Here is a 24,931-nt window from a genome sequence, read left to right as displayed (position 1 = left end):
CGGCCCAATGAGCGCTTGTCTGATTGCTGCCTTGGCTCATGCCCCCATGGCGGGTTTCGGTCAGGTCTCAGTCGCGGCTCGCACAATATTGGGTGTGGCGGTTGGGGCGTCTATTACACCGGCCCTGTTTGTTGAATTGCCAAAGATGGCAGCATCGATCGCGCTGATCCCGTTCTTCATCCTTTTGATCGCGCTGGTTGGGGTGCCATTCTTTCGAAAAGTCTGGGGCTTTGACACCACAACCGCTTTCTACGCGGCTATGCCCGGTGGATTGCAGGACATGATCATCTTCGGTTCCGAGGCCGGGGCAAACCCGCGTACCCTATCCCTGATCCATGGTACGCGTGTGCTGATCATCGTGACGTTGGCCCCTTTGTTTTTAACCGTGTTTTACGACGCACAACTCACCAACCCAATCGGAGAGCCCGCCCGCGACCTGCCCTTGCATGAACTGGCGCTTATGGTTCTGGCGGCCATTGTCGGCTGGAAAGGTGGTGAACGGATCGGCCTGTTCGGCGCGTCCATACTGGGACCAATGATACTGACTGCGGCGTTGTCTCTGGGGGACTTCATTCATACCCGCCCGCCGCGCGAGGCCATCCTTGCAGCGCAGTTCTTTATCGGCTGCGGGATCGGTGTGAAATTTGTTGGCGTCACATGGGTTGAATTGCGCAGGGTTGTGGCAGCAGGCATTGCCTATGTCGTCGTGCTAGCCATACTTGCGGCCGCCTTTACTGCTGTCGTCACCACACTGGGCTTCGGTCAGCCGGTTGAGGCATTCCTTGCCTTCGCCCCCGGCGGGCAGGCCGAAATGACGGTTCTAGCCATCGTTTCGGGGGCAGATCTTGGCTTTGTGATCACCCACCACCTGACGCGGATCGTTCTGGTCATCATCGGCGCGCCCATCGTGGCCAATCTTATCTTGCGTTGGTCCAAATCTCGGGATTGATCATGTGAATCGGAGCTTTCTCGGCATAGGCGTTCACCTGATCGAAGATGTCGGCAAATTGCAGGTCGAACTCATCTTCGGTGACGAATCCGATATGCGGGGTTGCAATCAGGTTGGGATGCGACAGCAACGGATCATTCGGATCTGTAAGGGGCTCTGTATCAAAGACATCAATTGCGGCCTTGCCAGGACGACCCGCGTTTAACGCGTCAAGCAACGCACCGGGAACAATTAGCCCTGCACGGGATGTATTCACAAACAGCGCGTCTGATTGCATCTGCGCGAAATCTGACGCCGTGACTATCCCATGCGTGTCTGGTTTCAGGCGCACATGGATCGAGACGACGTCACTTTTGGCAAAGAACGCGTCGCGGTCGGGCGCGACCTGTACTCCATCTGCTTGTGCCCGTGCCCGGCCTTCGCCCGAAGACCACCAGACGACGTTCATACCGAACGCCTCGGCATAACCAGCGACGGCGCGGGCAATACGGCCATAGCCATAAAGGCCCAGCTGCCGCCCCCTAAGTGTTTTGCCTACTCCGGCCTGCCAATGCCCCGCCTTGGCCGAGGCTATCTGTGCAGGTAAATCGCGCATTCCGGCCATGATCAGCGCCCAGGTGAGTTCGGCAGCGGCATATGAGGGCGTCCCGCCATGCATGTTCGAACACAGCAGTACGCCGTGGTCCGAGCATGCCTGCACATCGACATGGGGGTACACGCTGCGCTGGCTGATAAGTTTCAGGTCGGGCAGTTTTTCAATCAAGGCGCGACTGATTTTGGTGCGTTCGCGAAACAGCACCAGCGCCTGAGCCTGATGCAAGCGCGCGGCCAGTTCGTCGGTGTCTTCGACATGATCGGTCCAGACCTTCACGTCATGTTTGGAAAGCTTCCCAAAACAGGGCAGACCCTGCAGCGTATCAAACCAATCATCCAGAATGTGAACCTTCATCGGCTTTCTATACCCTGCCCTGTTGTCAGCTTTCTTGGTGTCGGCACAAAATGCTGTGCGTCGAGTGCGGCAAGCGCATTTCGAACGCGTTCGCTTTGATCAAGTAAATGGTTGAACTGCTCATCGCATCCGGCGATCGGTGTTGGGTATTCCGACATGTCCCGCCTTAGGGCCGCCTGCGCCAACCTGAGTTCCTGACGCGCAATATCAAGGCATTCAGAATAGTCATCCATCGCGGCATCCCTAAATTGTATACCGAAGTATACCAACTTATGATCCCTATTTCAACTCCCGTTCCATACAGATTCCGGCACATAGACATGTCCATCCGCCAACTTCCGCGCGGTCCGCACCAGACCTGCTGAGTTGACTTTGAACTCCTGGCCATTTGAAAAGTCCACCAACACGTCGATGTTGCCTGATGCATGTTCCAGCACAACATCAGCCGGGCTTGCCTCGGGTCGATCCAACAGACTGTCGGCGACTGTTCCGGGTGTCAAAGCGCAAGACGCCATACATTGTGCGCCGGTAACGGCCATGGTCGGATGAGTCCTCCACGGCATGAAATACCGAATTGCTAGGGTTCCACCTTTCTTGGCGGGCGCGACAAGGCCGAATTTGGGTGTCACTGATTTTGACACGTCCCCCATGCCCATCAATTTTCCGGCTTCGATCCGAACCGCCTCCATCCGGTCAAAGAAACCGCGGTTGGCATCCAACTCATCAGCGCTTTCATACCCTGTCAGGCCGAAATCTGAGGCCCGCGCGATGGCCATTGGCATGGCAACATCCATACAGGTCACCTCAATCCCCTGCACTGCATCGCGCAGGTTTCCGGTGGGCAAAAATGCACCAGTGGCTGATCCTACAACCCCCATGAAACTAAGTTGTATCGGCGCTGATTGCCCGGGTACTCCGGCGATTTCTGCATCGCCTTCATAGACCAGCTCACCCCCCGGCGTCTGCACTTTGGCTACAACACGGGCACCTGTGTTGACTGCGCGAATGCGAACCTCCGTCACATCACCTTTTGGTTGGAACAAACCCATTTCGATTGCAGCCGGAGCGACGCCGGACAGGATGTTGCCGCAGGTGGGTTTGAAATCGACAAACTTCTCTTCAACCGAAACCTGCGCGAAGAAATAGTCGATATCGGCCCAGTCATCATCGCTGACAGACAGCATTGCAACCTTTGTGGTCACCGCTGTGCCACCACCGATCCCGTCGATGTTGATTGATTGCCCTGCCCCAAGGGCCGCGACCAGAACGTCAGCCAACCTGTCCCGATCTTCGGGCAGATCAGAGCGGCGGAAATAAGGCCCCCGCGAAGTGCCGCCACGCATGAAAATATACGGGATTGCTGTCTGGGTCATAGCGAACCGTCCTTTACAAACCGTGTGAGGTTTTTTGTGAATTCAGCCCCGTGCTGCGTGCTGTTCATCAGGTCGGGCATCATTGGACCGCTTACTTCAGTGGCCATGGCAAGCTGACCATGTCTTGCAGTAGACCCGGCGGGAAGTCCCGGTTCAGAGCACCTGCCATGAAGCACATGAAGCCAATGCCGCAGGCGGTCAGGATCAGAGTTAACCGCCAGTCCGCCCCGGAACGAATGCGAAAGAAGGCGATCAGGAACCCAAGCAAGGCGAGGATGAAACCCACAACCCAAGTGGCCGCGATCAAACTGGCGAACCATGCCAAGGTAGACCAGAGGCCGTGAGGCGCGCTCGCGTCCTCGCCGGCAATCTCTTTGTCGGCAAAGATTGGATCACCTTCTGGCCGCCTCATCATCTGGACCAACAAAATGACACAACAGAACAAAGACACGCTGCCGATCACCAGCGGGATGATCTTGTCGGTCATGTTGTAGTTGGGGATCATATTGGCGTTCACCAAAGCGATGATCAGATAGGCCATGATCACCAGCAGGAAGATAAGCGGCGCACGTTTGGTGCCTGCTTGAACCTCACCCTCGGCCATGATCATCTTGGCTTGTCGAATACCTAGAATGATCGAAACAACCGTAACCACGATCAGCACGATGACGATTGGGCTGAACACGTACTCCATCCCCTCACCAAAGCTTTTGCGGAACCGGAAAGAGGCGATCTGGAACGCCTGATTGGTGAACTTCTCAACCGGGTTTGACAGGACAAAACCGATCAGGAAAGCCGGGCGCGACCAGTCGAAACGGCGCAGGAAGATGCCAATCAGACCGATGACAAACAAGGCCAGAAGATCTTCGAAATTCTGACCAGACTGAAAGGCCGCAAAGCTGATCAGCATGAACAGGAACGGCGCCAGATAGGTGAAGCGGATGGTTGTCAGCTTGGCGATACCGCCCGAAGCGGCGATACACAGAATGGTTCCAACGACGTTGGCCAAGGCCAACAGCCAGACGATGGAATAGGTAATGTTGAGATTGTCCTTGAGCATGCTCGGGCCAACCTCAATGTCGCCAGACCCCAACAATGCAACTGCACCGATGAAAATCGCCATCGATCCCGAACCGGGAATACCAAACAGCAGAGTAGGAACAAGCCCACCACCCTCTTTCGCGTTGTTCGAGCTTTCCGGGCCAATGACCCCGCGCACTTCGCCCTTGCCAAAGTTGCTCTTGTCTTTGGTGGTTTGCACCGAGTGTCCATAGGCGATCCAGTCGACGACGGAACCTCCGAGGCCGGGGATGACACCGACAACCACACCGATGATCGAACACCGGACCGACAGCCAGATATTCGCAGCCCAATCCTTTACACCATCCAGCCATCCAGCCCCCAGCGAGGCCCCCTTGGCGATAGATCGATCCTGTCGCAGCAAAGAGACGATTTCAGGGACGGCAAAAATACCCAAGCCCACGATGACCAGTTTCAGCCCGTCTGTCAGATAAGGAATGTCGTAAGTCGCCATCCGCAGCGACCCGCCCGCATCGGCCTCACCGATGGTGCCGACCATCAGGCCCAAACCCGCAGCGGCGACGCCTTTCAGCGGAATGCGCCCCGCCAAAATAGCGACCATCGACAGGCCGAGAATGGTGATCATCAGCATCTCGGGCAGGCCAAAGGCCAGCACGATTGGTCGCGCGATCAGAATGAACATGGTCAGGAAGGTCGCGCCAACTAGCCCGCCAAACAACGAAGACGAAAAGGCTGCTGACAAGGCCCGCGCAGCCTCGCCCTTTTTCGCCATGGGGAACCCGTCCAGCACCGTGGCCTGCGAAGCAGAGCTGCCGGGAATACCCATCAAGACAGATGCGAACGTGTCCGAAGTGGGCACAACTGCGACCATCCCGATCATCAGCGCCAGCCCCAGGATCGGGTCCATGCCGAACATGAATGGCAGCAACAGGGAAAGACCGGCTATTCCACCGAGGCCAGGAAAAACTCCGACGGCCAGCCCCATGACAACACCCAGAACAAGGTAACCCAGAACGATGGGTTGCAGGATCAGACCCCACGCCTCTCCAAGCGCAGGAAGAGCGGTGGCGAAAACCTCCATAGCGGCCGCCTTTCATAAATTGTATTGTGTATGGAAAAGCGCGCGCCCTTCGTTACAGGCGCGCGCTGCGGCTTATCGGCTTAGTTCAGCTCGACGCCATAGGACTCTTTCAGCCAATTCAGGACATATTCCTTGGCATTGTCGTCGACATTGGTTGCCGTCTGCAGCGCCGACTTTGAACCGTCACCGACAAAAACCGGATATTTCCCAACGCGCTTGGACGAGATATCGGCAAAATCCCCGCGCTCGGTCACAGCCAGAAATGCTGCGGTATAAGCATCGACCACTTCCTGCGGTGTGTCGCCGGGTAGAAAGGCCAGTTTCTGCACCGGGAAACCCGCAACGAAGAAGGCTTTCCATGCGTCCCAGGCCTCGCCGCTGGTTTCACAACCATCAGTGGCCTCGCAAACCTCTTTGAAGGTCGGAATGTCCGGGAAGGTCGGGTCGCGGACGATGTTACCGTCAGCGTCCAGTGCGCCCCACGTCATCATTGGCACGGCCTGACCGGCCTCGACCAGCGGTGCCGAACCGCCCAGATACCCGGACGAAGTCTGGTAGTCGATATTGGCTTCACCGCGCTCAAACATCAGTCGGCCGTCGCCACGACCCTTGATGCCGAATACCGGCTCAACATTCATACCCAACATTTGCCATGCCAAAAGCGGCACGAGGTCCAGCCGGGTCGCACCCTGCGAACCGTAAATGAAGTTGGTGTCTTTCAGTGCATTTGCGGAACCATCAAACTTGGCGCCGTCCTCGGCGTTCAGATAAGCGACACCGCCGGTGCCGGACGCCATCACCGGAATCCAGTCATTGTATTCATAGCGGACGCGCGGATCGCTCAGCAGATACGGGAACTGTGTAGAACCCGAGGTGCCGAACAGCAAAGTTCCATCATCGTGCGCCTGTTCCTGGAACCAGTTGGCACCTTTGGTCGAACCTGCGCCGGGCATGAACTTAACAACCACGGTTGGCTGTCCTGGCAGAGCCTCGGACAGAAGTGGTGCAAAGAAATTGGCCCATTTGGCCGAACCGCCCGTTTCCGAGAACGGGATGACCCATTCGATAGTCTTGCCTGAGAAGTCGACCTCGGCTGCGGCGGGTGCCGTGAGACCGGCGGCGGCAATCAGCCCCACGACGGCGCGACGGGTGAATTTGGTAATGGCCATTGGTTCCTCCCTGTTGACCAGACAACCACGCCAGCGACTGTCGCGCCACCATGATCGTAAATAGAACTGTGGGGTTGATTCCCCCTCCCATCTGGCAATCATGGAGTGCCAACCTTGCGCGAAACTTGCAGGAGACCCGATGCGGATCGTCATCGTCGAGGATAATGAACCCCTTGCCAACGCAATTGCCTATCGTCTGCGAGACCGCGGACATGCAGCAGATGTACTGACCGACGGCGACGCAGCGGACCTGTATCTTGAACAGGAAAGCGCGGACTTGATCGTTCTGGACATCAACCTGCCAGGTCGGTCCGGGTTGGAAATCCTGAAATCGCTGCGCAACCGTGGAGACAGTGCGCCCGTAATTCTGCTGACAGCACGCACTGAGACAAGCGACCGGGTGTCTGGTTTGGACATGGGGGCCGATGATTATCTGGTCAAACCCTTCGAAATGGACGAGTTGGAGGCACGCATCCGGGCGCTTTCACGCCGCAAACAGCTTGATTACGGAGCGCGGGAAAGCATCGGCAGCCTAGAGTTCGACCGCACTGCTCGTCAGGTCAGCGTTAAGGGTGAGGTGATGGATATTCCGCGACGGGAAATAGCGGTGCTGGAATGCCTGTTGGAGCGTCGGGGCAGGATCGTTCCCAAAAGCCAACTAACTGATTACGTCTATGGTGTAGGGGCGGATGTCGAGGTTTCGGCTGTTGAACCTCATGTGTCGCGACTGCGAAAGCGCCTTCAAAACCTGGGTATAAAGATTAAGACAGCCCGCGGTCTGGGGTATTTGCTTGAGGTGCAGAAGTGATCAACCACGGCTCGCTCAGGCTAAGGCTGTTCATTCTTATCCTGACACCTTTGGTGCTGCTTGCAGTGCTGCTTGGGTTTTGGCGTTTTATGGTTGCCCAGAAGACCGCTCAGGAGCTTTTTGACGACAGTCTACTCTCAGCTGGCCTGGCAATTTCTCGGGATGTGGCGATTTCGGGCGGTGATGCGTTGTCGCCCACCACACGCAGTCTGATCCGCGACGCATCGGGCGGTGAGATCTTCTATCATGTGACTGGCCCCGGCGGCATTTACGTGACGGGTTATGCCTACCCTCCGGCATCCGCGAACTCGTCGGTGCAAGAGGTGTACAAGCCACAGTTTTTCGAAGCGATCTACCGCGATGAACCAGTGCGCGTTTTAAAGATGACAGAACGTGTGACCTTGGAAAATCTTGTAGGTGATGCGACGGTCACGGTTTGGCAACGGATGGCGGATCGCAACGCATTTGCCAATGAACTGTCCATTCGCGCCGGAATTGTCATGGGCATCCTGCTGGCCACCTTGGCTGTTGTGGTATGGTTCGGCGTAGCGCGTGGCCTGAGACCATTGCTGGATTTGCAGGACGCGATCGACCTTCGTTCGCCAGATGATTTAAGTGAGATTAAGCGTCCTGTCCCGGACGAAGTGCAAGGTGTTGTAAAGACTTTGAACCGGCTCTTTGGGCAGGTCGAACACAGCATCAACGCCCACCAGGTTTTCATATCCGAAGCAGCTCATCAGTTGCGGAATCCGGCGGCCGCAGTCCAGTCGATGGCCGAGGCGCTTCGGGATGCGAAAACGGATGATGACCGAGAAAAACGCATCCACGAGCTTGTGGCGGCCGCAAAGAACTCGGCAACGGTGGCCGAACAACTGTTGTCACTTGAAAGGCTCAGGCAACCGACGCACCAGGATCAAATGGATGAGATTGATTTCCGCTTGGTTGTGGAAGAAGCCTGTGCCGAGATGGGTGTTCACATCCTGGCGAAGGGTATCGAGTTTGACGTTACGATGCCCGAGGCGGCGATCATGGTGTCCGGTGATCGGGTGTTTTTAACTGAGGCCCTGAAGAACCTTTTGGACAACGCAGTAAAGCACGGCGGCACCAAGTTGAGCCGAATTTCTGTTGTGCTGCAGCGTGACGAAGGCGCGGTCAGTGTAACCGTAGCGGATGACGGAGCGGGCCTTTCGCCCGATCAAAGCGAAGCGGCCTTCAGTCGGTTTTCGCAGCTGGACTATTCCGAAGGCAGCGGGTTGGGTTTGTCAATCGTTTCAGCCGTGGCTCAACGGCATGGGGGATCGGTGTCGATCAACCAAGTCGAAAAAGGAGCAAGCATCACGCTTGAGCTTCCAATCGCCCTTTAAAACGGACGAATCCGTATGCTGAGCCGTGAAACCGCGCATCTTAATGTATGGCGGCGTGTTATTGCCGCTCGCTCTTCGCGGATAGGCATAGCATGGCTCAATCCACGGATTTGAAAAGAATTTCCGGGATTTCCCCTTTGAACTCGGGTAATTTTGACCCATCTCGGCGACACATTTTCCAAAGGAGAGACACATGTCGCGTACTATCATATTGGCCGTGGTCATCATTGCCGCTGGCGCAGGAATTTATTTTTACACTACCCAACCAGACCCCACACCCGCCGAACAATTGCAATCGGCGGCAGAGGACGCTTCTGAGGCTGTTAGCGAAGCGGCAAGCTCTGTGACCGAGCAAGCCAGTGAGGCCGCGTCCTCCATCTCGGAACAGGCCTCAGACGCGGCTGAACAAGCAGGGCAAACAGCCACGGATCTGGCTGATCAGGCCGGTGATCAAGTTGCCGCCTTGGCAACTCAGGGCCAGGATCTGCTAAATTCATGGATTGAAGACGGCACACTGACCCTTGATAATTTTGACTATGACACGTTGGTTGCCTCGGTTCAGGAAAGCGATCTGGCGCAGAACCTTAAAACACAAGCCATCCAAATTCTGGACGATATCAAAGCATCGCCTGAAACGATCGCGACAAAGATCCAAGAACTCAGCAATCTGCTGTCAGGACAGTGAAACTCGGCGGGCTGCCATTCGGGGCAGCCCGTCCTCTTTTGGCGTGATCATTATTCCAATCACGTCATCTTGCGTGTCGATTGGTCTTCCACACCGCATTTGATTGGTTGCGAACTAGCGGAACGCACACCAAGTCCATTGCCGCTGTGCCGCTCAATCGGAAAGAGCGACTATGACCACCCTGCCCCCGACCATGTTCGGAACCGATCTGACACAAGACGGACATTCCGCTGAGGCCACCGGCACGAAAATCAGGCGCGGGTTGCGGCCAAGGTCCAAACCCGTTTCACCGATGGACGCCGGCAAACCGACGTTTCAGAACGGCTTGCTTTGAAAGATGTGGTCTCAAGCTTGACCAGTGCTTCGAAAAAGAGCGATGGAAAGGTGATCATCTCGCCTTAGCAAAAAGACGCTCTGGTTGAGGGGGGTATGCTCGGCGCGTTTAGAGTGTTGTTCTCGCTGTGCCAGAGGGTTTGACCGGTCAGCGCGTTGCTGATGATCGGCGGGCCGAAGCTCGTACTCCGACTTCGCCTAAATTCGAACAAAATTACTGTTAATACTTACTTAACAACGTATTATGTGACTTATTTCAACTACAGAAATTCATCCGATCACCTGTGTTTTTCGGGGGGATGTTCTGAGGCACGACCTCGGCTTGCACCTTCACGAAACTGTTATAATTTGGCGGCATGGCAACCGCTCGAATCGAAAACTTGGTAAGGCTCAAAAACTCTGAGGTGATAGCTCAGGGTAATCGGCAGTTTGTTTACCAACACCCTGATGCGTCCGACGCGCTTCTAAAAGTCCCGCAACCGGACACGACGGATGGCCAGGACGGTCTTTTGGGTGACACTTGGTTCGATCGAACGTTTCGGCGATCTACTGTATTCAAAGGTTTCCTGCGCGAGTTTCACGAATCCTTTGACCTTATGGTGCGTTACCAGCACAGGGATGAGGCTATTCCTGTTTGTGAGGTCCGGGGTGTTGTGCAAACCGATATCGGCCTTGCCCTCGTCTATGAACGAATTTCCGAACCCGATGGGCAGTTGTCGCCCAGTCTGAAGGAATTGGCGAAAAGCGGGGGCTTGACGCAAGAACATTTGGCTTCCCTGCACAAACACTTCGATATGTTGATCGAAGAACAGGTCCTTATCAGCAACAAGAATACCGGCAATATTGTCTATCAAACGTTTTCTGACGGGTCTGGCCGCTGGGTGTGGATAGACAGTTTTGGTAGCAAGCAGATCATCCCCGTTCGCCGCTGGTTTCGGTCTTTGAACCGGCGCAAGATCAATCAGATCAGAGAGAAATTTACGACCGTTGCCGAGAACGCTTTGCTCACCAAGTCAGAGCGTTAGTCAACAAACCTCTCTTTGGCCAAAGAAAATACTCACTGGGTATCGGTCAAATATTGATTGCCCAAAAGAAAACGGCCGCAATTTCTTGCGACCGTTTGAAATTTGTATTTTGCAGCGATTAACGCTTGGAGAACTGGAACGAACGACGCGCCTTGCGCTTACCGTATTTCTTACGTTCCACAACGCGACTGTCGCGGGTCAGGAAGCCAGCGGCTTTCAGTGCGCCACGCAGCGACGGATCGTACAGTTGCAGCGCTTTCGAGATGCCGTGCTTGACCGCACCGGCCTGACCTGTCAGGCCACCGCCTTTGACGGTTGCGACAACGTCGAACTCACCTTCTACACCAGCAACCTGGAACGGCTGGCGTAGGATCAGCTGCAGAACGGGACGAGCAAAGTACTTGTCCTGATCCTTGCCGTTTACGGTGACCTTGCCGGAACCCGGCTTGATCCAAACGCGGGCAACAGCGTCTTTACGCTTGCCGGTGGCGTAAGAGCGGCCCAGCTCGTCACGCACGGGTTCGCGCACGATGACTTCTTCGGCCACGGTTTCAACGCCTGCGACGGCGCTCAGCTCTTCGAGAGTATTGATCTGATCAGCCATCGGTCATTAGCTCCGGGTGTTTTTCTTGTTCATGGACTTAACGTCCAGAACTTCGGGCGCTTGCGCCTCGTGGGGATGCTCGGCACCGGCGTAAACGCGCAGGTTGGTCATAACCTGACGCGACAGGCGGTTGCCCGGCAGCATACGCTTGACCGCTTGGGTCACGACGCGCTCGGGGTGTGCACCCTCGAGGATCTGCTGCTTGGTGCGCGACTTGATGCCGCCCGGGTGGCCAGTGTGCCAGTAGAAGTTTTCTTCGCGCTTCTTGCCGGTCATCTGGATTTTGTCAGCGTTGATAACGATGACGTTGTCGCCCATGTCCATATTCGGGGTGAACGACGCTTTGTGCTTGCCACGCAGGCGCATGGCGACGATCGAGGCAAGACGGCCCAGAACAACGCCCTCGGCGTCGATCAGGATCCATTTCTTGTCGATGTCTGCAGGTGTTGCAGAAAAGGTTTTCATGGCAGGATAGTCCTGTTTGATGTGAAAGACCGCCCCAAATCAGAGCGGCCCGAATTCGATGGAGCGTATTTAGAGGCCCCCGCAGCGCAGGTCAACAACACTAAACTCTTTTAAATATTTTAAAATCAATGAGTTATAAAATAGGTATTATTTTACCCCATAATTAAGCCCATTTACCCCTGCCCCGCCTCGCCCGCTATACTGAATAAGCAAATCGATTCAAGGAGCGTGACTACTATGGAGTGGCAACAAACCATCGCTGACTACGGCGCATCCTGGCAAGAGACGGACCCGGATAAGCGCCTAGTGCTTTTGACAAAGTGCTTTGCTGAAAACGGTCGCTATGTCGACCCGACCGCCGAAGTGAATGGCCGCGTGAACCTGTGCGATCATATTGGCGAAGTTCTACTGAGTTCTGGTGGACGTGTTGAACTGACAAGCGAACCGTCCAACCATCACGATGTTGTCCATTTTACTTGGCACATGATCGGTCCGGATGGCGGTATCGTTGTGTCAGGTCACGATTTTGTTCGTTTGGATGCCGAGGGTAAAATATCCGATTTGGCGGGTTTCTTTGGTGATCCGGCCCCACTGAATTGAACGATCAAACACTGATCTGTTCCGGCGGATTGTCCAGCAGACGCCGCAACCTGTGCATCGCATCCTCAAACCGCTCCAGGGACACATGCCCGTTCATGGCGATACGAACCGCATTCGGGGCTCGTCCGTCCCGCAAAGCGAACTCATCGGCAGACCGGAGCTGTATCCCCTCTCGTTCAGCCGCACGGCTGAAGGCTGCGGCGCGCCAGCCCGAAGGCAGGTTCAGCCATACAAAAGGCACATCCGGCGCCCAGTTCAAATCGAACCCGCCCAAGGCGTTGACCGCAACGCGAACATATTCACCCATTCGAACCCGCACGTCCCTTGCAATCTGCAGCGTACGAGGATCAGACAGCAGCAACCTGGTCAATTCCGCCAACGGCTGCGCCAAACCAAAGTACCCGTATTCCGCCGAACGCCGCAGGTCGACGCTCCGCTCACGCGGGGCAATGGCAAACCCAACACGCAGCGCAGGTGTCAGAGTTTTCGAGATTGAAGATACATGCCACCCCCGTTCCGGTGCCAAAGCACGAAAGCTGGGTTCACGAGCGTCACCCATGCGATAACAATCATCCTCGATGATCTGAAGGTCAAAGCGCCGGGCCACGTCGACAATTTCTTTCCGACGTTCAAGCGGTGTATGCGCGCCGGTCGGATTCTGTACCTCTGGTGAAACGCAGATGGCTTGTGCTGGTGTCTGGCGCAGGACATGTTCCATCGCGGACGGATCTACGCCCCACTTATCCATTTTCACGCCAACCACATCAGCGCGCATCAATTCCCCAGCCCGGCGGAACCCGGCATAGGAAAGGTCTTCGACCAGAACGACCGGTTTTGGCCCCCGCAGGATTGTTTGAAACACAAGGCACAGCCCATTTTGCCCCCCATGCGTCAGCACAATATCGTCATGCGACAATGCACCCAAAGGTAGGTCAGACAGCCACTCTACCACCGCCTGCCGCATGGGTTGATAGGCGTCGCGGGTCGGGTAGTTCAAAAACAGGCCCGGATCAGCCTGGGCCACTTTTTGCAGGCACTCCCGGATTAGCGAGACCTGCCCAACATCCGCCAATCGTGGGCTGAAAAGACTGACATTGGCATTGTACTTGTTGTCTTGCAAATGCAGCTGACGGGCCCAGACATCATCCAGGATTGGCGATTTGGGCGGGGCGACAAATGTACCACGTCCGACCTCGGCGTGTAACAATCCCTCATCCGTCAGAATCGTATAAGCCCGCGCAACTGTGCCCGGCGTGATTTGTAACCGATACGCCAATTCACGCACTGGGGGCAGCTTTGTCCCGACCTCCAGCAACTTGTTATCAATCGCTTTTCTGATTGTATCAGCGACCAGAGTATATTTCGGCCCCTTGGATTTTGGCAGCGATTCCGGCCAAATTGTATCCATTACAATTCTTCCTTTGATTTTGGCACAATCCTGAATGTATCAAGCACATATACCGAACACTTTAACTTTGTGTCAATACAATTTGAAAGGATACCCTGATGACACGCTCGATGCACAACCCCGCCCTCTTGCTGCTGAACGACAGCCCCCGGCTGCCGCTGATCGCCGCGCTGGCCGTGCGGTTTGCGGCGACGGTCACGAAATGGGAACGTCAACGCCGTAGCCGGCTCAATCTGTCCAAGCTGGATGACAGGCTTCTTAAGGATGTCGGTCTGACAAGATATCAGGCTCGACAGGAATTCACCCGCCCATTCTGGCAGGGTTGAGTTTTCCCCAGTCCCTTGATGGGACCTCTTCCTGGCCGGGCTTCGCCCGGCCTTTTTTATCCGAAGGCCGCCGCGGCCGATCCTTCGGGAGGTAATGAATAGGTCATCGTGGCGCGCGCGACGGGTCTGTCCGACCCTTCTGAAAACATCAGCACATCCCCAACAGCCAGACTACGGCCCAGCTTTAGCAGTCGACATCGGGCAATAATATCTTTGCCGCCCTCGGGTTTTCTTAGAAAATCTAAGGAGCTGTTCGTGGTAACGGCCAAGGATTGGCGTCCCTTGCGCGCCAAGATCATCGCATAGACACTAACATCCGCCAGCCCGAACATGGATGGCCCTGAAACTGTACCGCCAGGGCGCAGATGGCGATCTTCGACAACCAATCGCATCTCGATCGACTCCTCATCCAACTTTTCCACGACGAAATCCCGATGTACCTGTGGGAAGATTTGCCGCAGGTATTCCATCAGGTCTTCCCGGCTCATGGCCAATGACATGCTTCCCCTCCTCGACTTGCCGACCTAGAGTTGGCCCAACATCGCTACGGAGGGCAAGATGGCAATTTTGGAACGTAACGACACAGGTGCAGTCGCCACACTGACAATGAACGCGCCCGATCGTCTGAACGCCCTGAGCGACGAAATGCTGGCTGCCCTGCAATCCGAGTTCGACAGCCTGTGCGATGACAGCGCGATTCGGGCGGTTATCCTGCGCGGTAAAGGCAAAGCGTTCTGTGCGGGTCATGATCTGAAACAGATGACAGCCGGACGTCAGGCCGAGGACGGCGGCAAAGCTTATTTCCAAGGCTTGTTCGCCAGATGCACCCAGATGATGCTGTCAATCCGGTCCCTGCCCCAACCGGTCATCGCACAGGTCCACGGTATCGCCACCGCTGCGGGATGCCAGTTGGTTGCCACCTGCGATCTGGCCGTCGCGGCTGAAGGTACGCGGTTTGGCGTGAACGGTGTGAATATCGGTTTGTTCTGCTCGACACCGATGGTTGCCCTCAGCCGGAACATCTCGCGCAAGCGCGCGTTCGAGATGCTGACGACTGGCGACTTTATCTCGGCCGAAACCGCAGCCGAGCTGGGTCTGATCAATCGCGTCGTGCCCGAAATGCTGTTGGAGCATGAAACCGTGTCGCTTGCCGATCAGCTTGCGGCCAAATTGGGTTCGGCTGTGAAAATCGGCAAACAGGCCTTCTACAAGCAGCTGGAAATGCCTCTGGAGCAGGCCTATGATTATACCGGAGACGTAATGGCGCAGAATATGCTGCATCGCGATACCGAAGAAGGCATATCTGCATTTATCGAAAAAAGGCCGCCGAACTGGCACCAATAAAGCGATTATTGTCAACAATTTTTACGATTGTTCGTAATTTTGCACTTCCCAAAAGGGCGACACTGTGGCAATGCTGGGACAGGGCTATGGCTCTAGATACACTTTTTGGGTCGCCGTGGGCGGAAGGTCCCTCCAAGCTGGTTTCTCTCACCGGCGTCGACATTCCCGCAGCGGCGACCCCAAAATTCCCTTAAATTCTTAAACTAAGCGGCCTGTGTTGCGTTGCACGGTTCACTGTCCTATGTGGCAGCGCATGACACAAAAACTGCATATCGTGGGCGGCGGCATGGCCGGGTCCGAGGCCGCCTGGCAGGCGGCGGAAATGGGCGTAGATGTGGTGATCCACGAAATGCGACCCAAGGTTGGCACCTTTGCGCACCAAACAGGCAATCTGGCCGAGATGGTGTGTTCGAACTCTTTCCGCTCAGACGATGATGAACAGAACGCCGTTGGCTTGCTGCATTGGGAAATGCGCGCCGCGAACGGCCTGATCATGACAACGGCGGACGCGCACCGGCTGCCCGCGGGTGGTGCGCTTGCTGTAGACCGCGATCCTTTTGCAGAGGCGGTTACCGCCAAACTGCAGGCCCATCCGCGTATCGAGGTTACAGGGGAAGAAGTCACCGCCCTGCCCGATGACGGCCACTGGATCTTTGCCACTGGTCCTTTGACTTCGGCAACATTGGGTGACTCCATCCGAACCGAAACGGGTGCAGAGTCCCTGGCATTTTTCGACGCCATTGCCCCGATTGTCTATGCCGACAGCATCGATATGAGCAAAGCCTGGATGCAATCGCGCTATGACAAAGGCGAGACCGAGGAAGAACGCACCGCCTATCTGAACTGCCCAATGGACCGCGATCAGTATGAGGCATTTATCGACGCTCTGCTGGCCGCTGACAAAACTGAGTTTCACGAAGGCGAAACGGCGGGGTATTTCGACGGCTGCCTTCCGATCGAGGTGATGTCAGAGCGTGGTCGCGAAACGCTGCGCCACGGCCCGATGAAGCCGGTCGGCCTTACTAATCCTCATCAGCCTGACGTCAAACCGCATGCGGTGGTGCAACTGCGCCGCGACAATGCCCTTGGCACGCTGTTCAATATCGTCGGCTTTCAAACCAAGATGAAATATGGCGCGCAGACCGAAGTGTTCCGTATGATCCCCGGTCTGGAAAACGCCAGCTTTGCGCGGTTGGGCGGTATTCACCGCAATACGTTTATCAACTCTCCGACGCTTTTGGATGCGCAGATGCGGTTGAAATCGAAACCAAATATCCGTTTTGCGGGGCAGATCACCGGGGTCGAGGGTTATGTCGAAAGCGCGGCGATGGGCCTGTTGGCCGGTCGTCTGGCCGCGGCCGAGATTCTGGGCCGGACCCTGCCCGAGGTTCCGCAGGACAGCGCCATGGGCGCCCTGATCCACCACATCACCGGCGGGGCCGAGGCCAAGACTTTTCAGCCCATGAACGTCAATTTCGGCTTATTCCGACCAGTCGACGGGCTAAAAGGCGGTCGGCGCGGTCGCAAGGACCGCTACAAAGCTTATACCGATCGCGCCAAGGCCGAGTGGACTAACTGGCTGGAGCAGTGTTGACTGGACGCTGTTGGCTCATGCAGCGTAGTATCCGTGTATGAGCGATAAGTACCTCAAAGACGTCTATAATCTGGACACCCCGCAAGAGACGCATGCGCACTATCAAAAATGGGCGTCCTCCTATGATGCCGAGGTTGGCGCGCATGGCTATGCGACCCCCGGGCGGGTGGCCGAGGCGTTATGGTCAAGACTGCCCGAGCCGCAAACACCGATCCTGGATTATGGCTGTGGCACCGGATTGTCCGGTGTAGCCTTGCGTGCGGCGGGTTTCGAAGTGATTGACGGCGTTGATCCAACTCCGAAGATGCTAGAAGGCGCTCTGGCCAAGGGGGTCTATAGAAGTCTTTCAACCTTTGAGATCACCAATCCCGATCCGTTGGATCAAGGAGCCTACAAGGCGATCACCGCAATCGGTGTCATTGGGGTTGGCGCAGCACCGCCCGAGGTTTTCGATATGCTGATGCGCGCGCTTCCCGAAGGTGGCCTGCTTGGCTTTTCCTTTAATGATCATGCGCTTGAGGACGTCTCTTACACTTCACGCTTGAATGATTGGCTTGATATGGGGGCAGCTCGTTTGCTGTTTCGGGAATACGGTCCTCACCTACCAGGAATGGACCTTAAGTCAGACGTATATATCGTTGAAAAAGCGTGATATTTAAAACCCGATTTGCGCCATCTCCCACAGGTCCGTTGCATCTGGGACATGCGTATTCAGCGATGCTCGCCCATGATCTGGCCGGGTCTGAAGACGGTCAATTCCTGCTGCGGATCGAGGATATCGACCAATCTCGATCGCGCGCCCACTGGGAAGAACAAATTTATGATGACCTGCGGTGGCTTGAGCTGTGGTGGCCTGAACCCATAATGCGTCAGTCCGACCGGTTGGCAGTATATGACAGAGCATTGGATGACTTGTGGTCGCGGGGCCTGCTTTATCCCTGCACCTGCAACCGCAAAGATATCGCCGCTGCGGCCAGTGCCCCACAAGAAGGTGCACCGTTGCACGGGCCTGATGGGATCATCTACCCTGGGACGTGCCGTGGCAAACGTCGAGACACACAACGTCCCACGGACATTCCTTTGAGATTGGATATGGCCGCTGCAGGCCGCGTGCTTACGGGTTCGGCCCAACCCGGTGCAAAAGTCGGCGCATTTCACGAATCCGGCGCGGGACCAAATGGAGAGACGGGCACCATCCCGTTTTCTTTAGGCGAGCTGACAGACACAATCGGCGACGTTGTCCTGTCGCGACGCGATATGGGAACGTCTTATCACTTGTCAGTGGTCTTGGACGACGCCGCACAGGGTATTACCCATGTTGTACGCGGCCAGGACTTGTTCGAAGCGACCCGTATTCATGTTGTGCTGCAAGCGTTGCTGGGTCTACCGACACCACAGTACTTTCATCACCGGTTGATCCGCGACGATGTTGGAAAACGTTTGGCCAAGCGTGACGACGCGCGGGCGATCTCGAAATACCGGGCCGAGGGGGCGTCGCCAGCAGATATCCGGGCGATGGTTGGACTGTGAACCGGTTACTCCATGGGTGACATCAGCTCGACCTCGTCGCCGTCTCGTACCGCGGTATAGAAACAGGTCCGGCGATTTGTATGGCACGCAGCACCGGTTTGACGCACTAGAACCAGCAAACAATCGCGGTCGCAATCAAAGCGGAAATCCACCAATTCCTGCACATGGCCCGACGTTTCGCCCTTGATCCAAAACGACTGACGCGACCGCGACCAATATGTGACGCGCCCGGTTTCCAACGTCTTCTCAATGGCTTGAATATTCATCCAAGCCATCATCAACACCTCACCCGAGCTTGCATCCTGAGCGATGGCAGGGATCAGCCCGGCCTCATTAAACTTCAGCGAGGACGGATCAAACGCGACGGTGGCAGACATGAGAAAAACCTTTTGCATCCCGGTAGATGCTCACTATGTATGGGGAACAGACAACGAGGGAAAGTCATGTCCGGCGAGAATGACCTGATAAAGCTCTATTCCGGCCGCATTCTGGCGCTGGCTGCGGATATTCCGCATCTGGACAGGCTTGAGAATCCTGATGCTACGGTGAAAAAACGCTCACCCCTGTGCGGGTCGACGGTGACCGTGGATGTGAAAATACAGGACGGCAAGATCTCGGAGTTCGGGCAGGACGTCAAAGCCTGTGCCTTGGGCCAGGCTTCGGCCTCAGTCGTGGGCAGTGCCATCATCGGGGCGACTCGGGCGCAGGTGGAAACTGCACGCGATCAATTGGCCGCCATGTTGAAGAAAGACGGGCCCGTACCTGATGCACCTTTTGATGGGCTCGAAGTTCTGATCCCTGCGCGGGACTATAAGAACCGCCACGCATCGATACTGCTGGCCCTTGAGGCCACCGCCGAAGCGATGCGGCAAGCTGAACAGGCAAATTGCGCATAACATTGGAATTTTTGCGGGCAATCCGGTTTAATCACCCCGCATGATGTTGGGGGGATTGGATGGAAAAATTGCTTGAACACTTTGTTACACTCTGGGTCGTAATTGACCCGATTGGCACAATCCCTGTTTTCATAGCCGTCACAGCGGGCCTGACTGCAGCGGCCCGTCGCAAAACTGCCCTGCTCGCCGCGCTGGTCAGTGCTGGTGTCCTTCTGTTCTTTCTGATTTTCGGCCAATTGCTGATCGAGGCGCTGGATATCGGACTGAATTCGTTTCAGGTCGCTGGTGGTATCATCCTGTTCCTTTTTGCGCTGACAATGATCTTTGGCGAAAGCAAACAAGTCGTCGAACAGCATGAAGCTGAAGAGGAAATGGAGATTTCCGCCAACAAACCCAATCCGGCGATTTTCCCGTTGGCAGTACCGTCCTTGGCGTCACCCGGTGCAATGCTGGCGATTGTCATTCTCACCGACAATAACCGTTACAGCGCCGCGGATCAGGGTATTACGGCGCTGGTCATGCTGTCCGTTATTCTGATTTCGTTTGTTCTTATGCTGCTGGCGGACCCGATAATCCGTGTCATCCGTTCTTCGGGTGCTGCGATTATCAGCCGGGTCATGGGAATGATCTTGGCTTCGGTCGCAGTGAATTCCGTTCTGTCCGCGCTTCTTGAGATCATGAAAACCGGGCAGTTATAAGAAAAAACCGCCGCACCTTCCGGGCGGAAAGGGCGGCGGCAGGTTGTGCGTGTCTCGCGTGGGGTCCGGATAGCCGCACGGGGCCGAGGCAGGCCCCTCAAGGGAATTGGGACAGGCAGGTCACCCTTGACTGAAATGGGGATGACAGCGCGGTATGATCGGCACGAGATCGCAGGCAGAAAGGCTTAGAATGCTCCGGGCAGGTGCAGGGCAACCATCAACATGACCACCAAAGACACGGCCCCCACAGCATCTTGCAAAATCGTCGATTGCGAGCGGCTCAGGGCGGTCTTGATCTGGGTCAGCATGGTCTCACCTCCGGTCGAGATTTAATCCTTTGTTGACCTTTTGTTCTCATATTTTGATGAGTCGGTAAAGAACTTTTTGAGAACATTTGTGAACGTAGTGGAACAAAATTTCTAACCTACTGAAATCAAACGGATTGCCTGATCCTGTTTCATAAGCCACAGCAGAACACGTGCCGCCTGCCCCCGGTCCGATTTCAAACGGGGATCAGCAGACAGAAACGCACGGGCATCAGTCTGCGCCGTTGCCATCAACCCTGCCTGACGTTCCAGGTCTGCGATCCGAAATTTCGGCAACCCGGATTGCGCTGTCCCGATCAAATCACCCGCGCCACGCATTTGCAGATCAGTTTCTGAAATACGAAACCCGTCTTCGGTTTCGCGTAGCACTTCTAATCGTTTCCGCCCGCTTTCACTGAGCGGAGGCTGATACATCAGCAGGCAGGTTGAATCCGCCTCACCACGCCCAACGCGTCCGCGCAACTGGTGCAGTTGCGCAAGCCCAAAAATCTCAGCGCGCTCTATGACCATGATCGAGGCGTTTGGGACATTTACCCCAACCTCGATCACGGTTGTGGCGACAAGTATCTTGGTTTGCCCATCCTGAAATGCCTTCATGGCAGCATCTTTATCGACCGATGGCATCTGGCCATGCACCAACCCGACCACTCCTTCGCCCAGAATGGCGCGCAAGCGTTTGAAACGCTCTTCGGCCGCCGTCAGGTCTGAAACTTCGGATTCGTCGACCAACGGGCACACCCAGTAACACTGGCGCCCTTCATCAATCGCGCGACGTAGGTGCGAAACGACATCGTCCATACGATCTGTGCTGATGATGGCCGTTTTGATAGGTTTTCGTCCTGGCGGTTTTTCGTCCAGCACCGAAACATCCATATCACCATATTGCGCCAAGGCCAGGCTGCGTGGGATCGGCGTGGCAGTCATCACCAGCACATCCGCGCCCTGCCCTTTTTCCGACAACTCCATTCGTTGCCGAACACCGAACCGGTGCTGTTCATCGACAATCGCCAGCCGGAGCGATCTGAATTCAACATCGCTTTGAAAAACCGCGTGAGTTCCGACCAGGATTTGAATTTCGCCATTCTTCAGCGCCGCCAGCTTTGCACGTCGTTCCGCGCCCTTGTCCCGGCCAGTGAGGATTTCCAGCAAGACCCCAGCCTCTTCGGCCAACGGGCGCAATCCCTCCAGATGTTGCCGGGCCAGAATTTCGGTAGGCGCCATCATGACGCCCTGGCCTTTGGCCTCGACCGCGATGAGCAAGGCCATAAAGGCCACCAGCGTCTTGCCCGCACCCACGTCGCCCTGCAATAACCGGTTCATACGCGCGTCCGAAGCCATATCGCCAGCGATGTCGTCAATGGCCCGCAACTGCGCTTTGGTAGGTTGATATGGCAGGCTGGCAAAAACCTTGGCCTGCAAAGTCCCCGTTCCGACACTGACCAGACCCCGGGCTTTCCGCTCTCGCTGACGGGCCAAGGCCAACGTCAATTGATGCGCAAACAACTCATCATAGGCCAGACGTTCCCGTGCCGGAGCATGAGGCGCCACATCATCTGCCCCCTGCGGGTTATGCGCAGCTGCAATTGCAGTGGCCCAGGCTGACCACCCTTGCTTAGCCACCAGGGTGGGATCGATCCATTCAGCCAATTCCGGGGCCCGCGCCAACGCGCTGCGGGCAGCTTTATAGGCCGTTTTCTGTGTGATCCCCTGTGTCAGATGATACACCGGTTCAAAATCCGGAATTTCCTGCGCCTCTTCCACAGGCACCATATGATCCGGGTGGACCATCTGCGCCATGCCATCGAACAGTTCGAGCTTGCCCGAAATCACCCGCCGTGAACCTTCCGGCAAAATACGCTTCAGGTAGTCACCGCGCGCGTGAAAGAACACCAACTGGAAATCTGCCTGGCTATCCTCGACATGCACCCGGTAAGCGCCGCCCTTATTGCGGGCGGGCCGGTGCGTACCAACAGTCACTTCAACTGTCAGTGTGGTCGGCAGGTCAACACCCTGAATCGTATCGCGGCGACGGCGGTCAATGACGGCATATGGCAGGCTGAACAGCACATCGCGCGGCGACTCCGTCCCCGCTTGGGTCAAGACCTGAGCTGTCTTCGGCCCAACCCCATCCAATGTTTCCAACCCCGCGAACAGCGGAAACAGGCTTTCCGGGCGCCCGCTCATGCGGTTCCGATCAGCTGCAACCAGCCATCCTCATCCAATGTTTCAATACCCAGTTCGGCGGCTTTTTTTGCTTTGGAGCCAGCACCGGGGCCTGCAACCAGAATGTCGGTTTTCTTGCTGACCGAACCCGAGACTTTAGCCCCTAATGCCTCGGCGCGGGCCTTGGCCTCAGCGCGAGTCATCTTTTCCAGCGTGCCCGTGAAGACGACCGTTTTGCCTGCGACCGGACTGCCGGCTGTGTCGGGGCGTTTCGCCTCTTGTATGTCCAGCTGGGCGACCAGCGCATCAATGCTGGCGCGCTCGGCCTTTTGCGCGAAGGCTGATATGAGGGCGCGGGCCATAACCTCGCCGACGCCATCCACGCCCAACAAGTCGTCCCATTCGGGGCCTTCGAACCCCGCCGCAGAGATAATGGCGCGTTCAAAGTCACCCCAGTTTCCATAATGTGTCGCGATCAGGTTCGACGCGGCCTCACCCAAATGGCGGATGCCCAGTGCAAACAGTAGCCGACCAAAGGGAATTTTGCGTTTCTCGTCGATGGCCTCCCACAAGTTACCTGCACTTTGCGCCCCCCAGCCTTTGCGATTGGCCAGTTTGTTCAGGTTTGCCGCGTCGCGTGTCTGCAGGGTGAAAATATCGACCGGCGTTCTGACTGGCAGATCCGGGTCATCGTAAAACATCTCGATCTGCTTGGCGCCCAAACCTTCGATGTCGAAGGCCTTGCGAGAAACGAAGTGCTTCAGCTTTTCAACCGCCTGTGCCGGACAAATTACACCCCCGGTACAGCGGCGCACTGCGTCCCCCTCTTCGCGGACCGCGTCGCTGTTGCATTGGGGGCAGGTCTTGGGGAACTGAAACGGCTCTGCCCCTTCGGGTCGTTTCGAGATATCGACATCGGCCAGTTTCGGGATCACATCACCGGCGCGGTATACCTGCACCCAATCACCGACCCGAATATCCTTGCCGTCGCGGATAGTACCACCTTTGGCGTCACGACCCGCAATGTAATCTTCGTTGTGCAAAGTGGCATTCGACACGACCACACCACCCACCGTGACCGGGTGCAACCGGGCAACCGGGCTGAGCGCCCCAGTGCGGCCAACCTGAATGTCGATCGCTTCAAGTCGGGTCCAAGCCAGTTCTGCTGGAAACTTGTGCGCAATCGCCCAGCGGGGGGTTGTGGAGCGAAACCCCAGACGCCCCTGCAAGGACAGATCGTTCACTTTGTAGACGACGCCGTCGATATCATAACCCAAGGTGGATCGTTGGGCCTCGATTTCGCGGTAATGCGCCAGCATCTGATCTGTCGTTTCACACAGCTGGGTCAGGGAATTGGTGGCGAAACCAAGACCGCGCAACCGGTCGATCGCCTTCATTTGGGTTTCTGCCAACGGTTCGGACAGCTCACCCCAGGCATAGGCAAAGAACCGCAACGGACGGGCCCGCGTGACGGACGAATCCAATTGCCGCAAGGAGCCCGCTGCTGCGTTTCGTGGATTGGCGAAAGGCTTTTCTCCTGCCTCTTCCTGCCGCGCGTTCAGCTTTTCGAAGTCTTCATGCGACATGTAGACCTCGCCCCGAACTTCCAAAATGTCGGGCGCATTTTCCAAGGTTTGGGGAATATCTGAAATCGTCCGGGCATTTGGTGTGACATTTTCACCAACTTCGCCGTCTCCGCGGGTGGCCGCCTGAACCAATTTGCCCTTCTCATACCGCAAGGAAAGCGACAGACCGTCAATTTTAGGTTCAGCCGTGTAAGACAAAGGTTTAGATGCTTCCAACCCGAGGTACTTTCGGATTGAGCGGTCAAAATCCTGAACGTCTTCGTCGTCAAACGCATTGCCCAGCGACATCATGCGAACAGCATGGGTGACTTTCGAAAAACCGTCAGACGGGCGAGCGCCGACTTGATCCGAGGGGCTGTCGGCGCGCTTTAGTTGCGGAAACCGCGTTTCGATTTCAGCATTTCGACGCTTGAGCGCATCATATTCGGCGTCCGAAATCTCGGGGGCGTCTTCGCCGTAATACAGCGTGTTTGCCCGCGCCAACTGTTCGGCCAATTGCGCCAACTCAGCGCGCGCGGCCTGTTCAGTCAGGTCAGATACCGGAATCAATTTGCTCATGGCCTCGCCCTGTCACTTAGTCTTGAACTTCAGTGATAGGGCGAGGTCATGGTCAG

At 56.2% G+C, this 24,931-nt stretch carries 27 protein-coding genes; 14 read left to right on the top strand and 13 right to left on the bottom strand.

Annotated elements, in window-relative coordinates:
- The first annotated feature begins 31 nt into the window (after positions 1 to 31).
- On the top strand, positions 32 to 949 hold the full coding sequence (locus tag ACR0JB_RS04935) for an AbrB family transcriptional regulator (RefSeq protein ID WP_480789723.1): 918 nt from the start codon (positions 32 to 34) through the stop codon (positions 947 to 949).
- Here ACR0JB_RS04935 and ACR0JB_RS04930 read toward each other — a convergent pair.
- From ACR0JB_RS04930 to ACR0JB_RS04910, 5 genes are all read right to left on the bottom strand, one after another.
- Positions 918 to 1,898 (bottom strand): D-2-hydroxyacid dehydrogenase family protein, encoded by a 981-nt coding sequence (locus ACR0JB_RS04930; protein WP_480789722.1) that lies wholly within the window; start codon positions 1,896 to 1,898, stop codon positions 918 to 920. The genes ACR0JB_RS04935 and ACR0JB_RS04930 overlap by 32 nt on opposite strands.
- Positions 1,895 to 2,131 (bottom strand): hypothetical protein, encoded by a 237-nt coding sequence (locus tag ACR0JB_RS04925; protein WP_170394013.1) that lies wholly within the window; start codon positions 2,129 to 2,131, stop codon positions 1,895 to 1,897. Before ACR0JB_RS04925 ends, ACR0JB_RS04930 begins: the two co-directional genes overlap by 4 nt.
- Positions 2,132 to 2,182: 51 nt before the next feature.
- Positions 2,183 to 3,271: a 4-oxalomesaconate tautomerase gene (locus ACR0JB_RS04920; protein WP_170394011.1), complete on the bottom strand. Its 1,089-nt coding sequence runs from the start codon at positions 3,269 to 3,271 to the stop codon at positions 2,183 to 2,185.
- Between the two features lie 91 nt (positions 3,272 to 3,362).
- Entirely contained in the window at positions 3,363 to 5,393 is a 2,031-nt protein-coding gene (locus ACR0JB_RS04915) for a tripartite tricarboxylate transporter permease (RefSeq protein WP_170394009.1), read from the bottom strand.
- 80 nt (positions 5,394 to 5,473) lie between these two features.
- Positions 5,474 to 6,562, bottom strand: coding sequence for a type 2 periplasmic-binding domain-containing protein (locus ACR0JB_RS04910; RefSeq protein ID WP_170394007.1), 1,089 nt, complete (start codon positions 6,560 to 6,562; stop codon positions 5,474 to 5,476).
- Positions 6,563 to 6,701: 139 nt separating this feature from the next.
- On the opposite strand from ACR0JB_RS04910, the gene ACR0JB_RS04905 reads away from it, so the two are divergent.
- The 5 genes from ACR0JB_RS04905 to ACR0JB_RS04885 all read left to right on the top strand — a co-directional run bounded on the left by ACR0JB_RS04905 (position 6,702) and on the right by ACR0JB_RS04885 (position 10,777).
- The gene (locus ACR0JB_RS04905) at positions 6,702 to 7,370 is read left to right on the top strand and encodes a response regulator transcription factor (protein WP_170348669.1); all 669 of its coding nucleotides are present in this window, start codon (positions 6,702 to 6,704) and stop codon (positions 7,368 to 7,370) included.
- A complete protein-coding gene (locus tag ACR0JB_RS04900; protein WP_367648486.1) occupies positions 7,367 to 8,734 on the top strand; it encodes a sensor histidine kinase in 1,368 nt (455 codons plus the stop codon). The genes ACR0JB_RS04905 and ACR0JB_RS04900 overlap by 4 nt, the downstream gene beginning before the upstream one ends.
- Before the next feature lie 193 nt (positions 8,735 to 8,927).
- Positions 8,928 to 9,419: a hypothetical protein gene (locus ACR0JB_RS04895; protein ID WP_170375278.1), complete on the top strand. Its 492-nt coding sequence runs from the start codon at positions 8,928 to 8,930 to the stop codon at positions 9,417 to 9,419.
- Between the two features lie 172 nt (positions 9,420 to 9,591).
- Positions 9,592 to 9,753 (top strand): hypothetical protein, encoded by a 162-nt coding sequence (locus ACR0JB_RS04890; protein ID WP_170505242.1) that lies wholly within the window; start codon positions 9,592 to 9,594, stop codon positions 9,751 to 9,753.
- Between the two features lie 355 nt (positions 9,754 to 10,108).
- On the top strand, positions 10,109 to 10,777 hold the full coding sequence (locus tag ACR0JB_RS04885) for a YrbL family protein (RefSeq protein ID WP_170358413.1): 669 nt from the start codon (positions 10,109 to 10,111) through the stop codon (positions 10,775 to 10,777).
- Between the two features lie 118 nt (positions 10,778 to 10,895).
- Here ACR0JB_RS04885 and rpsI read toward each other — a convergent pair whose 3' ends face one another.
- Positions 10,896 to 11,381, bottom strand: a complete 486-nt coding sequence (gene rpsI / locus ACR0JB_RS04880; protein ID WP_039535473.1) for a 30S ribosomal protein S9 — start codon at positions 11,379 to 11,381, stop codon at positions 10,896 to 10,898.
- A gap of 6 nt (positions 11,382 to 11,387) precedes the next feature.
- Positions 11,388 to 11,846 (bottom strand): 50S ribosomal protein L13, encoded by a 459-nt coding sequence (gene rplM / locus ACR0JB_RS04875; protein ID WP_170348665.1) that lies wholly within the window; start codon positions 11,844 to 11,846, stop codon positions 11,388 to 11,390.
- Between the two features lie 237 nt (positions 11,847 to 12,083).
- Between rplM and ACR0JB_RS04870 the strand changes: the two genes are divergently transcribed.
- A complete protein-coding gene (locus ACR0JB_RS04870; protein WP_170394005.1) occupies positions 12,084 to 12,446 on the top strand; it encodes a nuclear transport factor 2 family protein in 363 nt (120 codons plus the stop codon).
- 4 nt (positions 12,447 to 12,450) lie between these two features.
- Here the strand turns inward: ACR0JB_RS04870 and ACR0JB_RS04865 are convergent, their stop codons facing one another.
- Positions 12,451 to 13,854 (bottom strand): aminotransferase-like domain-containing protein, encoded by a 1,404-nt coding sequence (locus ACR0JB_RS04865; RefSeq protein ID WP_170394003.1) that lies wholly within the window; start codon positions 13,852 to 13,854, stop codon positions 12,451 to 12,453.
- Positions 13,855 to 13,952: 98 nt separating this feature from the next.
- On the opposite strand from ACR0JB_RS04865, the gene ACR0JB_RS04860 reads away from it, so the two are divergent.
- Positions 13,953 to 14,180 carry a DUF1127 domain-containing protein gene (locus ACR0JB_RS04860; RefSeq protein WP_170348662.1) on the top strand — a complete coding sequence of 76 codons (228 nt, stop codon included), beginning with the start codon at positions 13,953 to 13,955 and terminating at the stop codon, positions 14,178 to 14,180.
- A gap of 56 nt (positions 14,181 to 14,236) precedes the next feature.
- Here the strand turns inward: ACR0JB_RS04860 and ACR0JB_RS04855 are convergent, their stop codons facing one another.
- Positions 14,237 to 14,680 (bottom strand): PaaI family thioesterase, encoded by a 444-nt coding sequence (locus ACR0JB_RS04855; RefSeq protein WP_170394001.1) that lies wholly within the window; start codon positions 14,678 to 14,680, stop codon positions 14,237 to 14,239.
- Positions 14,681 to 14,738: 58 nt separating this feature from the next.
- On the opposite strand from ACR0JB_RS04855, the gene ACR0JB_RS04850 reads away from it, so the two are divergent.
- The 4 genes from ACR0JB_RS04850 to gluQRS all read left to right on the top strand — a co-directional run bounded on the left by ACR0JB_RS04850 (position 14,739) and on the right by gluQRS (position 18,648).
- On the top strand, positions 14,739 to 15,524 hold the full coding sequence (locus tag ACR0JB_RS04850) for an enoyl-CoA hydratase (RefSeq protein ID WP_170393999.1): 786 nt from the start codon (positions 14,739 to 14,741) through the stop codon (positions 15,522 to 15,524).
- Positions 15,525 to 15,777: 253 nt separating this feature from the next.
- The gene (trmFO, locus tag ACR0JB_RS04845) at positions 15,778 to 17,118 is read left to right on the top strand and encodes a methylenetetrahydrofolate--tRNA-(uracil(54)-C(5))-methyltransferase (FADH(2)-oxidizing) TrmFO (RefSeq protein WP_170348659.1); all 1,341 of its coding nucleotides are present in this window, start codon (positions 15,778 to 15,780) and stop codon (positions 17,116 to 17,118) included.
- Between the two features lie 37 nt (positions 17,119 to 17,155).
- The gene (locus ACR0JB_RS04840) at positions 17,156 to 17,770 is read left to right on the top strand and encodes a class I SAM-dependent DNA methyltransferase (protein WP_170348658.1); all 615 of its coding nucleotides are present in this window, start codon (positions 17,156 to 17,158) and stop codon (positions 17,768 to 17,770) included.
- Positions 17,767 to 18,648, top strand: coding sequence for a tRNA glutamyl-Q(34) synthetase GluQRS (gluQRS, locus tag ACR0JB_RS04835; protein WP_170505233.1), 882 nt, complete (start codon positions 17,767 to 17,769; stop codon positions 18,646 to 18,648). The genes ACR0JB_RS04840 and gluQRS overlap by 4 nt, the downstream gene beginning before the upstream one ends.
- Before the next feature lie 5 nt (positions 18,649 to 18,653).
- Here the strand turns inward: gluQRS and hisI are convergent, their stop codons facing one another.
- Positions 18,654 to 19,043 carry a phosphoribosyl-AMP cyclohydrolase gene (hisI, locus tag ACR0JB_RS04830; RefSeq protein ID WP_170358401.1) on the bottom strand — a complete coding sequence of 130 codons (390 nt, stop codon included), beginning with the start codon at positions 19,041 to 19,043 and terminating at the stop codon, positions 18,654 to 18,656.
- 48 nt (positions 19,044 to 19,091) lie between these two features.
- Here hisI and ACR0JB_RS04825 point away from each other — a divergent pair, with 48 nt between their 5' ends.
- Together ACR0JB_RS04825 and ACR0JB_RS04820 are read left to right on the top strand one after the other, a co-directional pair.
- The gene (locus ACR0JB_RS04825; protein ID WP_170393997.1) at positions 19,092 to 19,544 is read left to right on the top strand and encodes an iron-sulfur cluster assembly scaffold protein; all 453 of its coding nucleotides are present in this window, start codon (positions 19,092 to 19,094) and stop codon (positions 19,542 to 19,544) included.
- Positions 19,545 to 19,603: 59 nt separating this feature from the next.
- Positions 19,604 to 20,242, top strand: a complete 639-nt coding sequence (locus ACR0JB_RS04820; RefSeq protein ID WP_170348654.1) for a MarC family protein — start codon at positions 19,604 to 19,606, stop codon at positions 20,240 to 20,242.
- 185 nt (positions 20,243 to 20,427) lie between these two features.
- Here ACR0JB_RS04820 and ACR0JB_RS04815 read toward each other — a convergent pair whose 3' ends face one another.
- From ACR0JB_RS04815 to ligA, 3 genes are all read right to left on the bottom strand, one after another.
- Complete coding sequence (locus tag ACR0JB_RS04815; RefSeq protein ID WP_264187059.1) at positions 20,428 to 20,550, bottom strand: hypothetical protein; 123 nt, start codon at positions 20,548 to 20,550, stop codon at positions 20,428 to 20,430.
- Between the two features lie 111 nt (positions 20,551 to 20,661).
- Positions 20,662 to 22,752, bottom strand: a complete 2,091-nt coding sequence (recG, locus tag ACR0JB_RS04810) for an ATP-dependent DNA helicase RecG (protein ID WP_480789721.1) — start codon at positions 22,750 to 22,752, stop codon at positions 20,662 to 20,664.
- Positions 22,749 to 24,875, bottom strand: a complete 2,127-nt coding sequence (gene ligA, locus ACR0JB_RS04805; protein ID WP_480789720.1) for an NAD-dependent DNA ligase LigA — start codon at positions 24,873 to 24,875, stop codon at positions 22,749 to 22,751. The genes recG and ligA overlap by 4 nt, the downstream gene beginning before the upstream one ends.
- Between the last annotated feature and the right edge of the window lie 56 nt (positions 24,876 to 24,931).

It is taken from the genome of Ruegeria sp. BI7 (genome assembly GCF_056537925.1).
This window is presented reverse-complemented; position numbering and strand designations above follow the sequence as displayed.